Origin of the sequence: [Clostridium] scindens (assembly GCF_019597925.1) — a bacterium.
In the GTDB taxonomy this organism is placed as follows: domain Bacteria; phylum Bacillota; class Clostridia; order Lachnospirales; family Lachnospiraceae; genus Clostridium_AP.
In genome coordinates this window covers 482784-497428 of record NZ_CP080442.1, presented here as the reverse complement: position 1 = coordinate 497428, position 14645 = coordinate 482784, and the positions used below count along the sequence as shown (strand labels likewise).

The window sequence follows — 14645 nt, the reverse complement described above, 5'->3', positions numbered from 1 at the left end:
CCTTTATCTTTTGTGTGGCCGGAAAATCCGGCCTTTTAAACGTTATACTTCAATGTTCTTGACCATGGATTCAAAGATTGGAAGTTCGTCCACGATCTTCTTGGCAGAACGAGTGCCGATAATGTCTACGCCCGCTGCTACAGCCATCAGGGCGATGTTGGTAGTCCAGAACTGTCCGGTTCCTGCAATCTTAAGCTTGCAGCGTCCTGCGCAGGTCTTTACCAGCAGGTCGATGATCTTCATATCCGGGCCTCCGAAGCGTCCGGTAGAAGTCTTTACAAAGTCTCCGCCGCCTTCGATCACGCATTCGCATGCATCTACGATCTCCTGCTCTGTCAGATAGCAGACCTCGATGATAAAACGGGTCTCCCTGCCCTTCGCCGCTTTCACGCATGCCTTGACCTCTTCCAGAAGATGGGCCTTGTCGCCGCTCTTGAGGTGTCCATAATCAATAACATAATCGATGATCTCCACGCCGTTCTGGATCGCGATCTCTGCCTCCCGGCATTTGTCCTCGATCGTTCCGGTTCCGAATGGATAGTCGATTACCACGCATGCCTTGACGTCCGTTCCTTTTAATCTGTCCGCAACATATTTCAGATAATTCGGATTGACGCAGACAGAATTCGTATGATATTCCAAAGACATGTCTACTAATTCCTTAATCTCATCAAGGGTCGTGAATGGATTCAATAAAGAACCATCGATCATTTTTGCAAGGGACGCTTTGTTGATTTCAATTCCACGGATTTTCATAGTTATTTTCCTCCTTAAACTTTGCCGTGATTAATAGTGTTTCTCTACATTCAAAAGGTAAAAGTCTTACCTTCAGATGTTCTTATTGATTCAGGAAGTCTTCCACAGAAGCCGCAATCCCGATCCCGTCCAGATGGTAGTGTCCCACCAGCTGGCGGTAGTTGCCGCTGGTAATCGCATATGCTTTTGGCATTCCAAGCCGGCGGACCCTCACATCCTTCCGCTCGCTCAGCGCCTCTGTAACCAGAGAGCCCAGCCCGCCGTCAGCATAATGCTCTTCCACCGTGACAATCTTTCCAGTCTCGTCTGCCGCCTGTATCAGAAGTTCCTCATCTAGAGGGCATACGGTGGGCATGCCGATCAGTTTAACGCTTATGCCGTTTTTCCTTAAAAGTTCCGCCGCGTCAAGGGCATCCCTGGTCGTTGATCCAGTGGATACGAGCGTGACGTCGCTTCCTTCGCACAGGACCTCTCCCTTGCCGATGACAAAGGGCTTTTCCTCGAATAACTGCGGAATGGGAGGGTTTCCAATCCGCATATAGACCGGGCCGTCATGATCGATCATAGCCTTCACGGCCTGTCTGATCTCCATCGGATCCTGTGGCGCCAGAACCGTCATTCCCGGAATCATCCGCATGATCGCAAAATCATCCAGGCTTTGATGCGTGGCTCCAAGATCCGAATAGGTCATTCCTGCGTTGCGGCCCACGATCTTTACATTCTGCCTCATATATCCCAGGTCATTTCTTACCATTTCATACGGGCGGGCCGTGACGAATGGAGCGATTGCGCAGAAGACGGGAACCTTCCCTGCCGTACTCATGCCGGCTGCCATGCCTATGACGCCTTGCTCCATAATCCCGCACTCAAAGTACCGTTCCGGGAATTCTTCCATGAATTGGCCGAAGCCTGAACTCTTCCCGCTGTCCGCGGAGAATACGACCACGTCCGGGTTATCGCATGCCACGTCATATACCGCCTTGCCAAACTCTTTTCTGGGATCTAATAATTTACCCGTCATATGCCACCGCCTCCATTTCCTGTCTCAGTTCTTCAGCTCTTGCCTCCATTTCTTCTTCTGCCTGTCTGAGCAATTCTTCTGTTGCGTTCCAGAAATGATAGCCAGCCTGGTTCTCGCCAAAGGACAGCCCCTTTGCCTTCACCGTATGGCACAGGATCAGCGTAGGCTTTCCCCGCTCTATTGGCAAGCGGTCAAGCATCTTTACAATCTCCTCCATGTCATTGCCGTCGATCTTGGCAACCGCCCATCCAAAGGCCGCAAACTTGCCTGCGATCGGCTCCATGTTCATGACTTCCGTCACCTGGCCGCTGATCTGCAATCCATTGTTATCAACGAATACCACCAGATTATCCAGTCCGAACTTGGCCGCAGCTGCGGCCGCTTCCCAGTTCGAGCCCTCCGGCAGCTCGCCGTCCCCGCAGATAGCATAGACTTTGTATCTGCGCCGCTCCAGCTTGGCTGCCATTGCCATGCCGGCGGCGATGGAAAGGCCGTGGCCTAAGGCTCCTGTATTGGCTTCCACCCCCGGAAGCTTATGCATATCGGGATGCCCCGGTATCTTCGAGCCCAGCGCGCCATAGGTATCCATGACTTCCTTGGCAAAATATCCTTTTTCCGCCAGCGCTGCGTACTGTGCCAGACACTTATGGCCTGCCGATAACAAGAAACGGTCGCGGTCAGGATGATCAGCCTCCTCCGGGGAAACGTTCATCTTATCAAAATACAGGGCGGTGACGATATCCATGGCGGACAGCGCGCCTCCCACATGTCCATGTCCTCCCGCTCTGATCATGCGAAGGACATTCTTGCGGCATTCTACTGCAATCAGCTTCAGATTCAGCACGCGCCCGATGTCAGCCACAAGCCCCCGGAATACCGGATTCCGGAAGAATTCTTCATGCGTCAGTCCGCATTCGCCCAGCAGACGGGGAGACTTTGCTCCTTTTTTGGCATCCGCGTGATAGTCCGAGCCTCCGGATATCAGGCGCACGCTGTTTCCATAGCGGCTTCTTACTTCCAGTTCGATGGCCTCTGCCGCCATCGATCCCGCATAACTGGTCTTCTCGTAGGAATAGCATGCTTCGATGCCATCCAGGCCTCCTTCGATCAGGCGGCGGATATATTCCTCCCTGCTGATCTCCCTTTCAGGAAGGCTTACAGGCTCATTGATCAGATATGGGTGCGCCATGATCGCCACCCCGCCGCACCGATGTGCTTCCCGGATGACCTCCAGCGGGTCGGGCTTCTCTCTTTGCACGCCGAACTCCGGCGCCTGCTTTACCATGATCTTTGCCTCGCTCCAGGAGGGGAAATACCCTTTCCTGCTCAGCAGTTCGAAGATCATCTTCTTCTGTATCTGTTCTTCCTCTACGGGATTCCCGTCATTCTCCAGTACTTCTTCCCAGCTGATCTTATATCCGGCCGCATTCAGCCTTTCAATCAGTTCCTGATAACTTTTTATCTTGGTCTGCACCACCCGGCGCTCCAATTCTTCAAAGAACGGATCGTTCCAATCGCAGCCAAAGCATACGATGTGGCAATCCTCAACCGTCGTCTGGCATGAGATCTCTATTCCGCGAAGAAGCACGACTCCTTTTGATGCCGCATATTCCACCGCATCCATCCCATCGATCGTCTTAACCGGCCGGATATCGTGGTCTGTAATAGCGATGACCTTCATACCCGCTTCCGCTGCCTGGTCCACCAGTTCTTTGGGAGTATCCGCACCGTCAGAGCGGTTCGTGTGGCAGTGCAAGTCAATCGTATAATTTGGTTTCTTCACATTCATCACCTCACCTGCATTGGCTTTCTGAAGATTGTCATATGATCCATGGCGATATCCTTGATACGGCAATTCAGATACTGGTCAAAATCAATCGGATCCAACTTCTTCGGATTCGCTTCCATATATTCCCGGCATCCATCTATGTATCCATGCTTGAGGGCCGTAGACACATTGATCTTCGCTCCCCCCTTTTGGATCAGCCTTAGAAAAGTCTCTTCGGATAATCCTGTTCCTCCGTGGATCACGATGGGCGTGTCAATCGCCTGGCGCAGCTGGTCGACCAGTTCGAAATTAATCTTTGGCGTTCCTTTATAGACTCCATGGGCCGTCCCGATGGCAGGGGCAAATGCGTCGATTCCGGATTCCCGGACAAAATAGATGGATTCTTCCAGGGTCGCGCCCGTCGCCTCGTCATCCTTCACCTTCAAGTCATCCTCCACGCCTGCGATCCGTCCCAGCTCGCCTTCCACATGTACGCCTCTGTGATGCGCATAGTCTACGACCTTCTTGCAATTCTCGATATTATCCTCAAGAGGCAGTCTGGAGCCGTCATACATGACTGCGTCCCAGCCCGAGTCTATGCAGGCTTTTGCCAGTTCTACATCCTGGCAGTGATCCAGATGTACCAGCACATTGACCGGCGCATTCCAGGCCAGCTGGCGAAGCATCGTCCCTAATTCTGCCGGACCGAACTTGCGCACTGTGGCTGAGGATGTCTGCAGGATCACCGGGCAGTTCAGCGTCGAAGCCGCTCGGATGACCGCCCTTGCGGACAGATAATTGAATATATTGAACGCGCCCACCGCATACGTATGCGCTCTGGCGTACTGCAACTCTTCTGCAAAACTTCTTGTCTTCATATGTACCTCCTATTTCTCCCCATTCGCCGCGTTCATGAATCTCCTCTGATAGGAGACCACCTGATTGGCGCTGGAGAACCGGGCCAGATAATTCGGCTCTGCGGTAAGAACCACTCGTCCAGCCATATCGCCATATTCATCCGATGCCAGCAGGCGGTCGATATCGTAATAATTGTAATCCCCCTCCATACTGCAGATGATCAGACGCGTATCTTCCAGATTGGTCTGCCTAAGCAGCCGCAGATTGTGCCGGATTCCATCCAGGCCGTCGCTGCCTTCCTTCTGTTCCAGATTCCGCTGGTCGATGATGGTCCTGGCCTTGGCCATGACTGTGAATAAATCTATCTTCTCCTCGCCTGCGGCGAAATAATCCTTTTCTACCATGTAGGCCCTCAGATCCTCCAGGAATTTTTTGTCTCCAGTCGCCTTATAAAGTTCCAGAAACTGCCGGATGGCCTGAGACTGCATATAGCGATGGCGGATGAAACTGTTGATAAAATACGGCTTGGCCTGTAATGCCAGCGCCGTCTGGGCTGGTTCGAACATCAGAGTAAAATTCACCCGGTATCCGTTCTCGTGAAGCATCAGCGCCAGATTGTGCCCCCGGAATGCATCCGCCGTACTCACATCATCATACCGGCGGGACAGTTTCTTATCTCCATTCAAAAGTTCTTTTACGTTATCCTTATTTACCGGGCCGGTATGAGGAACCTTGATGACTACCCGGTATTCTGAGAGCATCTCCTTAAACTTTGCTGCTTCTTCAAGAATCTGCGCATCGCTTTTCCCAAAGGGGTCGTTCAGTTCCACGCTGATATCGCATCCTGGTCCCAGAATCCTGCCAATCTCCGTCATAACCTCGTCTCTGTTCTTGAACTTGTTCCCCACGTTTGCCTTAGGGTTATTGATAAACAGGTCGTAGATGATGCCCGGATTGCAAGTCAGATTTGACAGCATCCCCGCAACTGGAGCAACCTCGTATGGATTGGCGCTGTCTGCCGAAAAGAGCAGATTGGTGGGCCGCTTCTTTCCATTCTTATCATAGGAAATGTTCCGCTTTAGATTCGCACGAAGCACACGGTCGCTGCTTACTTCCAGCTGGATCTCAAAGCCCGCCGGGGTCTCCTTTTCCGGCACCTTGAAAAACTGGATTACCTTCTTGAATTCCGGCGTGACGCCGATATAGTCGGCCATCCCGGAAATTGCCCGGAATTCTTCCAGACTCAGCGGAAGTTCCGCTATCCTTGCTACATACGCTTCTTCGCCTCTCACTGCAGGCAGACCCAAATGCTTGATTCTTGAATTGACAACCATGATGTTCCCCTTCCTTCCGTGGTATTAATGTATTGGTTCTAAAATTAACTGTAATTTCATCCACTCATGTATTATGCTGTATATACAAGTTAAGTTAAAATGATACATGCCAGAAAATATGGCATGAAGTCCGACTGGTACTTATTTTATCGAAAAGCAGTTATTCGTCTTTTGCTTTTATGTTGTACTTGTATATACAGCATTATATGTGTTCATTTATGTGTTGTCAACTACTTTCAAAGTTTTTGTGGCTCGTTCTTAATTTTTCTACATATTGCACAAAAATGAGGTTAACGCAGAGGAAAATAGAATTCCGGAATTCCCGTGGAATATGGCGCTATGTCATACTGCTGGTAATAGATAACCCCGCTGCCCGGCCGCAAATAAAAACGGTTCACATGAAAAGCATCCTTTAATAGAGACCTATAATCATCAAAATATGAGCCTGGGGTTTCTCTTAACCGATGAGCAATCTGCCTTGCTATCGATCTGTGCAGCTGGTACAAAGAAGCAGGCGTAAGCGGGTAGACGTCTGCCAGTTTTAACCGATTCCCGGTCATAAAATCCCATGTGTCGGATGTCCGCTTCGTCTCGCCATGCGCCCCGCCCATATAGGTATAGGTATCCGTATATAAACTGGTAATGCACCCGGCATTATAAGTAATTTGATAGACTGCCTCCAGGGTATAACTGTTGAATGGCAGTCCATCTTGATGATACCTTTTATCCTCTGCCGCCTGCGCAAATAGGATATTCCGGCAATATTCCTCCGTATCCATTGCCCTCTTGGCATAGTAGGCATTTATGTCCCTGCCGGCGGTTTCGTTACATGTGGTGGTAAAGAAAGGATAGTGGATCTGATAGATAAATACAGGGATATCCCCATAATACATCGTGTCTTCCAGTGTTTTTTGGGTGACTGTCTGCATAATGCCTCCCCATATAGAACTAGTTGTAATAATATATTCCACCCTATACCCTTTAGTGACAGGATAAGTAATATGCCGTACGAAAATAAGGCTACGGCAAAACATAACTGGTATCTTCTGCCACAGCCTACACTGAAAACTTTCTATCCTATTGCGGCGCTTATTCTGTCCCGCGCCTTACATTCTTGCACAAACTTGCTATAATTTTGCCTCTGAAAGCATAAATTCCAGCTGGTCCGCCCGTTTCTCCACAATCTTGTCCACGTTCTTGACCAGTTCCAGAAGCGCCTCGATCACCGCCGTCTCGCTTAAGTGATTGTAGTTCTTATAATAATCAAAGCGGGAGGAATCCCCTTTGGAAAGAAGGACGTGATCTGCCAATTCTCCCAGTTTCGAGTTGCTGTATTCTGTAATGGCGATCACCTTCAGCCCCTTTTCCTTCGCAAGCTCGGCTCCCTGAATAACCGTCTTGGTTATGCCCGACTTAGATATGGCGATCAGCACGTCATTCTCATCGGCAAGGTTGATGGTATTCAGATAATAATCCGCAAGCCCGCTGTAAGTCGCCTTGATCCCGATCCTGCCCAGACAGAATCCCATATGCTTCGCCAGGGTTCCTGTATCTCCCGCCGCGATCACATGCACCTCATGACAATTGTCAATCAGCCTGGCACATGTGCTCATGGCATCCAGATCGATCTTGCTGCTGAGATTCTGCATGATATCCGCATATTTCCGGAATATGCCGGCCACGATATTGGCCTGGTCATTATCCCTTTTTTCTTCTCTTCCCATCATTCCCATGTCGCGGGCCAGCATGGTACGAAACGGCCAGTAGCCGGTGTATCCCGCATGCTGGCACATCCGTACGACGGTCGCCTCGCTTACCCCGCTTGCCATAGCCAGTTCCTTGACCGTATATTCTGTTACCTGATTTGGATGTCTTAATACACAATCCGCTACCTTCCGCTCAGTCGGCGAGAATTCGCGATAGTGCTTCTGTATATTATCGATTACGCTTTTTTCACTCATATTTTTATGTTCCTTCTGTGGAATTGGAGAATATCCATATCCTGTGTATTCTGGCCTCTCCCTGATGAAAATAAGGTGATCTGGATGATTTTCCTTATAAGCATTATAACTTTTATATACAATGAATTCAATTGTGTTTTAAGACTTTTGGTTTTTAGAACCTGCAGAGGGTCTTCATTCTCTCTTCCAGATAAGGCACGAGACGCGCCCCCGCGTATTCCGGCAGGTTGATGATCTTTACCGGATCCGGGTTCTTGGCGTTTTCTTTTACGAACTCTGCTACTGCGTCATAGTATCTTCCCAGGAATTCTGTTCCCAGATTAAACTTTCGGATTCCTTTTGAAAATGCAGTCAAGAGCTGATCATCCGGAATGCCGCTGCCGCCATGGAGTACCAGCGGGACATTCACGGCTGCGTGAATCTCCTCCAGCCTTGCGATGTCCAGGTTCGGCGTATCCTTATACTCTCCATGGGCGTTTCCAATGGAGATTGCCAGTGAATCCACGCCCGTCTCCCGGCAGAACTTTTCCGCGGCATCTGCCTTGGTATACAGGTCCTCCTTGTTGTTATCCGCATTTGCCGCGATACCTACGTGCCCGATCTCTCCTTCCACGATGGCCCCCAGTTCATGCGCCTTGTCTACGACCTTCTTGGTAAGGGCAATATTCGTATCCAGATCATTCATGGAGCCATCCATCATGACCGAACGAAATCCCTTATTGACCGTGTTGATGATCGCGTCATAGGTATAATCATGATCCGCATGCAAGCCGATGGGAACTTTGGCCTCTTTGGCCATCTCCTCTACCATGGCTGCGAATCCGCTGAGGTTACAGGTCTTCTGGATCGTGACATGCTCCGGATAGAGCATGATGATCGCTGGCGTGTTCGTTGCCTCCGCCGCGCATACGACGGATCTTGCCATCGTATCATCCATACAGATAAATGCTATGGCTGAAGTGTTGCTCTCCTCTGCCATCTTTAAAATATTTTCCACTCTCTCGTACATAAAATCATCCTTTCTTCTAATCTTTAATTATCAACCATTGTTCTGCGCCTATATGCGCCGGTCCTTAGTCAGCTGCGGAAGCAGGCCGCCCGCGAAAAAGTCGCCCAGGCCGACCACCGTCGGATTCTCCACGAAACTTAAGTCCTTGCAAGGAACGCAGCAGACTGCTTCCCCTGCCCGCTCCTCAATCTCCTGACGGAATCTTTGTCCCTCTTCCTTTGCCGCCAGATGCCCCGTCTCCTCATACTCCTTCCTTCCAAAATCATCCCCTCGCCAGAAGCGGGTGGCTGCCATCGTGATGCCGCCTTCCAGGGCGCGCTCATACTTTCTGGCATCTTCCCCATAGGTCAGCGCCCAGGCGGCCGAATGGACCAGGAGCGTCGGAACCTTCACCTTCTCATACACCTCTCTTACCGCATCCAGGACCTCCTCCACATTCAGAATGTCGATCCTGCGCTGGATGTATTCCTGCAGTTCATCCTCATTCATGCTCAGAACGTCCACCACGTCCCGCAGCGCCTGATGCACATAGACGCGGAAATCCTTGCGGATATAGCATCCATCCTCCATCACGACGATGGCGTCCTTGGGAAGCGTCCCAAGGAGCCTCCGCGTCCGGTCCATGCGGTCTTCCAGAATCTCCTCATCCAGGATCTCGCTAAAGCAGGATAAGAGGAATGCTTCCGCATCCTGTATCATCGGCGCGTAATCTTCAGAAACTTCTATCAGCAGGCTGTCGATGTCCCGGGAAAACATCACCCGGTTCTCCCGGGGCGTCGTAAAATCAATATCATTTGCCCGGATACGCACCCCGCCCTGATAGGACAGGATGACATGAGGATAGACTTCTTCCCTCTCATGCTGAACGCCTACCATATAATGGATCTCTTTTGGCAGAAGTTCCTTCATATAACGGTTGAAGCAGCATAACTGGATCGCGCTCTCGTACCCCAGCTTGCTGATTGCGATCGCGGCCCGTGTGGCCGTGCCGCCGATGGTAACGCGGTACTGGAACCGATTAGCGAAGTCCAGGCAGATCTGGTTCGTGTCGGGCACCAGCTCGCATCCCATTCCCCGCTTCATATGCCACAGGCTGGATATGAGAAGCGCCCGCACCGAGTCAATTGGAATATCGCCGTCTACAAGATCGGCATCCCGGACGTCAAACTCCCGGATCATCTGCTCCACCACCTCTGCGTCCCAAGTCATTTCAAAATCAACGCAAGTATGGAACCCTAATGCTATCTTTTCACCCATTCTCCTACATTTCCTTTCTCTCTTGCTTTCCCGTCCTGCTATCCTTTTACCGCTCCGGATGACATTCCGGCGATGAAGTATTTCTGGAAGAAGATGAACAGAATCAATACCGGTAGAGAGCCTAAGAAACTCATCGCCATCATCTGGCTCCAGTCGTAGGTATGCTGCCCCATCAGCATGTTGATGCCGATCGGGACCGTACGCATATTGGTGGTCTGGGTCAGGGCCAGGGCAAACAGGTACTCATTCCATGCCTGCATGAAGGTATACATTCCAACGGATACCAGGCCAGGCACAGACACCGGAACCAGAATCTTCCACAGCGCTTTCATGCGGGAACCTCCGTCGATCATGACGGCTTCATCCAGATCCGTAGAAAGCGTGTTGAAATAACCAGTGATCATCAGGATGCAGTACGGCAGCGTAAATACCAGATAGGTCAGGATCAGGGCCCAATATGTATTAAACAGCTTCAGCGACACGATCAGGCTTAGATACGGGATCAAAAGCACGATCGGGGGAACTGCCTGGACGCTTACGATCAGCGTATTGATCAGTCCCTTTAACGGGAAATCAAACCGGCTGAACGCATAAGCGGCCAGAATCCCGATCACCAGCGTCAGCACCACTACGACTGCTGATACAAAGTAACTGTTCAGGAAATACCGGACCTTTTCTGCATCCGTCAGAATCTCGATATAGGAACGCAGGCTGAATGATTTGTCAATAAAGGTCGGCGGCCAGGAGAATATCTCTGTATTAGACTTTAAAGATGATATAAACATCCATAAAACCGGAAATCCCGCGAAGGCTCCGCCCAGAATCAGTAAAATACTCAAAATCACCTTAATCGGCTTCTTGTAACTTCCTACCATGCCTATTCCCTCGCTTTCTTTTGCTGCTTGACATAGAAAATGGCTACGGCCACGCATACGATCAGCAGAAGCACCGCCACTGCGGATGCAATGCCATACTGGCTGCTGTTAAATGCCAGTTTGTAGATGTAGATGCTAAGCGTCTGCGTCGAATTGACCGGCCCTCCTCCTGTCATCATCCAGATCACCGCAAATGATTGAAGCGTCCATACAAAGTCCAGCATGGCGATGCTGATCAGGATGGGCTTAACCTGGGGAATCGTGATATGCCAGAAGGATTTCCATTTTGTGGCCCCGTCAAGCGCGGAACTTTCATACAGATCTTCCGATATGCCCTGCAATCCGGCCAGAATGCTGATCATGTAAAATGGATATCCGCACCAGATATTGACAAAAGTTATGGTCGCCAGCGCCACGCTCTGATTGCTCAGCCACTCCGTATCCTTTGTCGCCAGATTCAGGAAGGAAAGCAGGTAATCCACGATCCCGGCGGGCTGCAGCATCAATTTCCACAAAATCGCTATAACCGAGGCCGTGAATACCCAGGGAAGGACGTAGATGACTCTGGCAATGGTCTTCGTCCTTGATTTGAAATACTTCGTGTTCAGGAGAAGCGCGAAGCACATCCCCAGGACAATATGGGCCGCAACGCTCACTACCACGAAGATAAACGTGGTCTTGACCGCGCCCACGAACTCGCTGTCTGCCAGGATTTTTATATAATTGTCCAGCCCTACGAATACAGGGTCGGCCACTACGATCGCATTATTCTGGAAAGAATACTTCACGATCAGGCAGATGGGGACCACCAGCAGGACCAGCATTAAGATCACTGTGGGAGACAGGTATAAATATGGCGTAATCTGTTTTTTCAATTTTAAACCGCTCTTGTTTTTCATCAGTTTATCTCACTCCATCTGATCTCTTCTATAAAGGAAAATGGAGCCACAAGAACTATGACTCCATTTTCGCATTTCATTACAATTGGATACTAACTTCTCGTTCGCTTACTTGCCATATACCTCATCAATATCTTTCTGCACCTTGCCAAGGAAGGTATCTACGTCCTGCTTGCCATCCATATATGGCACAAGTTCATTGATGTAGTCTGTCATGATGGTATTTGCTTCCTTCATGCCTGTGAACTCATTGATCGGATAGCCGCCCTGATACATATCGTAGATATCCTGGAATACTTCATCTGCTCCGCTGTAATCAGGCTTCGCAAGCGTGCTGTTCGGGAACGCGGACTGTGTCACTGCCAGGTCTGCACAGATGGATCCGTCTTTTCCGTCCGCTCCGCTTAACAGATATTCGATAAACTTCATAGCCTCTGCCTTGTGCTCGCTCTTTTCCGTTACTCCAAGAGCCCAGCTTGCAACGCACATTCCCTTTTCGCCTGTGTAGTCATCCTTAACCGGAATCGGCGCTCCTGTAATATTCATGTCCGGAGCCTCCTTGCGGTAGGAAGTAAGAAGAGCCGCAGAGTTGATATGGAACGCAATCTCTCCGCTGCAGAACTTAGAAGACATATCAGCCTCTGTTAAGGAACTCATGCCTGGATAGATATATCCCTTGTCATTTAATCCCTTCATATACTCTGCAAATGCTTTCATATCCGCATTATCAGCGATATTGTAGTTGCCGTCCTCATCCTTGATCTTGATGCCGGATGCCCATGCAAATCCCATGTAAGAGTTCTGGATTCCTGATGGAGATGTTGTATCCAGATTCAGCGCAAATGGATAGTAGCCTGCATCCTTAATCTTCTGGCATGCCGCCTCGAATTCGGACCAAGTCTTAGGAAGTTCTGTAACCCCGGCCTTATCCAGAATATCCTGGTTCGCATACATCGGATAAGCAAAGTTAACGACTGGAACCGCGTATGTAGAGCCGTCTACCTGCCACTCGCTGTCGATGATGTCCTGGTCAAAGCCATCCTTGTCCATCAGATCCGACTGATTTGTCAGGATACCCTGGTCCGCGAAATCGTATACCCAGCTGCTGTCTACGCTGACGATATCCGCTACCGTTCCGGTACTGGCTCCTGAGGTAATCTGCGTCTTTGTATCCGCGAACGGCGCGCTCAGCAGTTCGATCTTGACGCCAGTCTCTTTTTCGTACTTGTCCACAATGTCCTGCACGTAGCCTTCCGGACATTCCACTGCCCACCACTGCTGCCACTTAAGCGTCACGCTCTTGTCGCCGCCTTCGTCCTTCGAATCCCCGCCAGAACCGCTTCCGCAGGCTACAAGCCCCAGAACCATGGTTCCCGCCAGAACTGCCGACAAGCCCTTTTTCAACAACGTTACTTTTTTCATACTATTCCTCCTTTTTTTCTTTCGGCTTTGCCTGAAATTTTATGTCATAATCATAGCAATCCTGAAATTAAATTTCAATCTGTATTAGAAATTAAATTTCATTTCATCCTTTTATATAAATTAAATTTCTTATTTTTGTGTATTATTACAATAGAAAGAGTTTATTTTTTGTTTTTTTGTGGATAAATCGTTTAGCCTCTTATTTATTATTATCTATTTTCAGACAAATTAATTTTTGCTATTTATGATAAACTTGTATAACAAAGCCTCCAAACTAATGTAAGACAAACCGATTTCATTACATTAACAAAATTGGTTTGTCTTACATTAGTTTGGAGGCTTATCCTCTCGTTAAAATTGTTCAAATCTTATTGGTATTTAGCCAATATATACTGTAAGTCTTCTTTAAAGGCAGCTATAAATCTCCGCTTTCTATTAAAAATCATTTCCCATACAGGATATACAATATATCCTAAACCTAATAAAAATACGAGCATAAAGAATAATGTAAAAGTTATTACAAGCATTATATTTATCTCATCTACTTTCTGTAAGATTATTACTCCTAATGCCGTGAAAGTTGGCAGTATAACCATTACAAAATTTTTTATTGGATTTAAGTATGTAGATAAACATGGTGCTTTTTTTAATTCTATATCACACATCTCAATGCACCACTCAATTCCCTTCCGGTCATATAAGTGCCAATTTGTAGACTTCAAAATTTCTATAATTTTATTTATCACCTCATTTTTATACCTATCCTGCATTTCTGAACTTCGTGTTTTCCAGTCATTATCATTCCACCACATCGCAACACATATATCTACTGTTAATACAACTCCTATTACAGCCTTTATAATATTGTCCCATTGCAGGCCTAATGCCAGAGTAAATAACATGCCAAAAACGATCCAAATAATAATAGACAAAATGTACTTTTTTTCAACCCTTCGTATACTGTTTTTTGTTCGCACATCATAAACCTTAACTTTACATTCTTTTATAAGGTAAATAAACATTTCAATCCCCCTTCGATCTAAAACTAATTTATCCAAGCATAAATATCAATTGACATTCTCTCTCAAATAAGTTGTTGAATTTAATTGTATACTAAAAACAATTTTTTTCCAACCATTCCATTTACATCGGGTCTACTTTTTCTGTCTATAGAGTTTGAGTTAATAAAATGGTATTATATTACATTTTCTATAAATGTTTATTCTTCATCCAGATATTCGCTATAATCTACTTCGCTCGCGAACAGCATGTAATCGCCATCCACATAACCCATGTAACCATTATCTACCGCATATCCTTTCATATTCCTTACCTCCTTATTATGAATCCAAACTTATTGTTTTTTATTTTGCGTCTTTCTTATGTCGTTCTTATCGGTTTTCTTGACTTAACTTTACCCCATGAGGTGTCCAATAAAAATACCACCATAAAAGGAGCAGTTCCCCAAACGGAACTGCTCCTGCT

Annotated in this window: 13 protein-coding genes; all 13 read right to left on the bottom strand. The window is 48.2% G+C overall.

Features of this window, described 5'->3' with window-relative positions:
• Positions 1–42: 42 nt before the first annotated feature.
• The gene (gene deoC / locus K0036_RS02180; protein ID WP_044955710.1) at positions 43–756 is read right to left on the bottom strand and encodes a deoxyribose-phosphate aldolase; all 714 of its coding nucleotides are present in this window, start codon (positions 754–756) and stop codon (positions 43–45) included.
• An 82-nt stretch (positions 757–838) separates the two neighbouring features.
• Positions 839–1777 carry a transketolase family protein gene (locus K0036_RS02175; RefSeq protein WP_025645658.1) on the bottom strand — a complete coding sequence of 313 codons (939 nt, stop codon included), beginning with the start codon at positions 1775–1777 and terminating at the stop codon, positions 839–841.
• Positions 1767–3560 carry a PHP domain-containing protein gene (locus tag K0036_RS19245; protein WP_310593072.1) on the bottom strand — a complete coding sequence of 598 codons (1794 nt, stop codon included), beginning with the start codon at positions 3558–3560 and terminating at the stop codon, positions 1767–1769. The genes K0036_RS02175 and K0036_RS19245 overlap by 11 nt, the downstream gene beginning before the upstream one ends.
• A gap of 5 nt (positions 3561–3565) precedes the next feature.
• Positions 3566–4423 carry a class II fructose-bisphosphate aldolase gene (locus tag K0036_RS02160; protein WP_025645660.1) on the bottom strand — a complete coding sequence of 286 codons (858 nt, stop codon included), beginning with the start codon at positions 4421–4423 and terminating at the stop codon, positions 3566–3568.
• 9 nt (positions 4424–4432) lie between these two features.
• The gene (locus K0036_RS02155; RefSeq protein ID WP_025645662.1) at positions 4433–5737 is read right to left on the bottom strand and encodes a transaldolase family protein; all 1305 of its coding nucleotides are present in this window, start codon (positions 5735–5737) and stop codon (positions 4433–4435) included.
• Between the two features lie 290 nt (positions 5738–6027).
• Positions 6028–6666 (bottom strand): DUF3298 and DUF4163 domain-containing protein, encoded by a 639-nt coding sequence (locus tag K0036_RS02150; protein WP_220430625.1) that lies wholly within the window; start codon positions 6664–6666, stop codon positions 6028–6030.
• Positions 6667–6864: 198 nt separating this feature from the next.
• Positions 6865–7698, bottom strand: a complete 834-nt coding sequence (locus K0036_RS02145) for a MurR/RpiR family transcriptional regulator (RefSeq protein WP_025645666.1) — start codon at positions 7696–7698, stop codon at positions 6865–6867.
• A 154-nt stretch (positions 7699–7852) separates the two neighbouring features.
• Positions 7853–8707: a class II fructose-bisphosphate aldolase gene (locus K0036_RS02140; protein WP_220430624.1), complete on the bottom strand. Its 855-nt coding sequence runs from the start codon at positions 8705–8707 to the stop codon at positions 7853–7855.
• 48 nt (positions 8708–8755) lie between these two features.
• Positions 8756–9964, bottom strand: a complete 1209-nt coding sequence (locus K0036_RS02135) for an ADP-dependent glucokinase/phosphofructokinase (RefSeq protein ID WP_220430623.1) — start codon at positions 9962–9964, stop codon at positions 8756–8758.
• 38 nt (positions 9965–10002) lie between these two features.
• On the bottom strand, positions 10003–10839 hold the full coding sequence (locus K0036_RS02130; RefSeq protein ID WP_009247885.1) for a carbohydrate ABC transporter permease: 837 nt from the start codon (positions 10837–10839) through the stop codon (positions 10003–10005).
• A gap of 2 nt (positions 10840–10841) precedes the next feature.
• Complete coding sequence (locus K0036_RS02125; protein WP_025645680.1) at positions 10842–11738, bottom strand: carbohydrate ABC transporter permease; 897 nt, start codon at positions 11736–11738, stop codon at positions 10842–10844.
• Between the two features lie 108 nt (positions 11739–11846).
• A complete protein-coding gene (locus K0036_RS02120) occupies positions 11847–13160 on the bottom strand; it encodes an ABC transporter substrate-binding protein (protein ID WP_220430622.1) in 1314 nt (437 codons plus the stop codon).
• A 368-nt stretch (positions 13161–13528) separates the two neighbouring features.
• Positions 13529–14182, bottom strand: a complete 654-nt coding sequence (locus K0036_RS02115; RefSeq protein WP_173693473.1) for a hypothetical protein — start codon at positions 14180–14182, stop codon at positions 13529–13531.
• Positions 14183–14645: the final 463 nt, after the last annotated feature.

Excerpts from the sequence above, each read along its gene's own strand:
- K0036_RS02120 (WP_220430622.1), bottom strand. The coding sequence starts at position 13,160 with ATGAAAAAAGTAACGTTGTTGAAAAAGGGCTTGTCGGCAGTTCTGGCG.
- K0036_RS02150 (WP_220430625.1), bottom strand. The coding sequence starts at position 6,666 with ATGCAGACAGTCACCCAAAAAACACTGGAAGACACGATGTATTATGGG.
- K0036_RS02130 (WP_009247885.1), bottom strand. The coding sequence starts at position 10,839 with ATGGTAGGAAGTTACAAGAAGCCGATTAAGGTGATTTTGAGTATTTTA.
- K0036_RS02145 (WP_025645666.1), bottom strand. The coding sequence starts at position 7,698 with ATGAGTGAAAAAAGCGTAATCGATAATATACAGAAGCACTATCGCGAA.
- deoC (WP_044955710.1), bottom strand. The coding sequence starts at position 756 with ATGAAAATCCGTGGAATTGAAATCAACAAAGCGTCCCTTGCAAAAATG.
- K0036_RS02125 (WP_025645680.1), bottom strand. The coding sequence starts at position 11,738 with ATGAAAAACAAGAGCGGTTTAAAATTGAAAAAACAGATTACGCCATAT.
- K0036_RS02140 (WP_220430624.1), bottom strand. The coding sequence starts at position 8,707 with ATGTACGAGAGAGTGGAAAATATTTTAAAGATGGCAGAGGAGAGCAAC.
- K0036_RS02175 (WP_025645658.1), bottom strand. The coding sequence starts at position 1,777 with ATGACGGGTAAATTATTAGATCCCAGAAAAGAGTTTGGCAAGGCGGTA.
- K0036_RS02135 (WP_220430623.1), bottom strand. The coding sequence starts at position 9,964 with ATGGGTGAAAAGATAGCATTAGGGTTCCATACTTGCGTTGATTTTGAA.
- K0036_RS02155 (WP_025645662.1), bottom strand. The coding sequence starts at position 5,737 with ATGGTTGTCAATTCAAGAATCAAGCATTTGGGTCTGCCTGCAGTGAGA.
- K0036_RS02160 (WP_025645660.1), bottom strand. The coding sequence starts at position 4,423 with ATGAAGACAAGAAGTTTTGCAGAAGAGTTGCAGTACGCCAGAGCGCAT.
- K0036_RS02115 (WP_173693473.1), bottom strand. The coding sequence starts at position 14,182 with ATGTTTATTTACCTTATAAAAGAATGTAAAGTTAAGGTTTATGATGTG.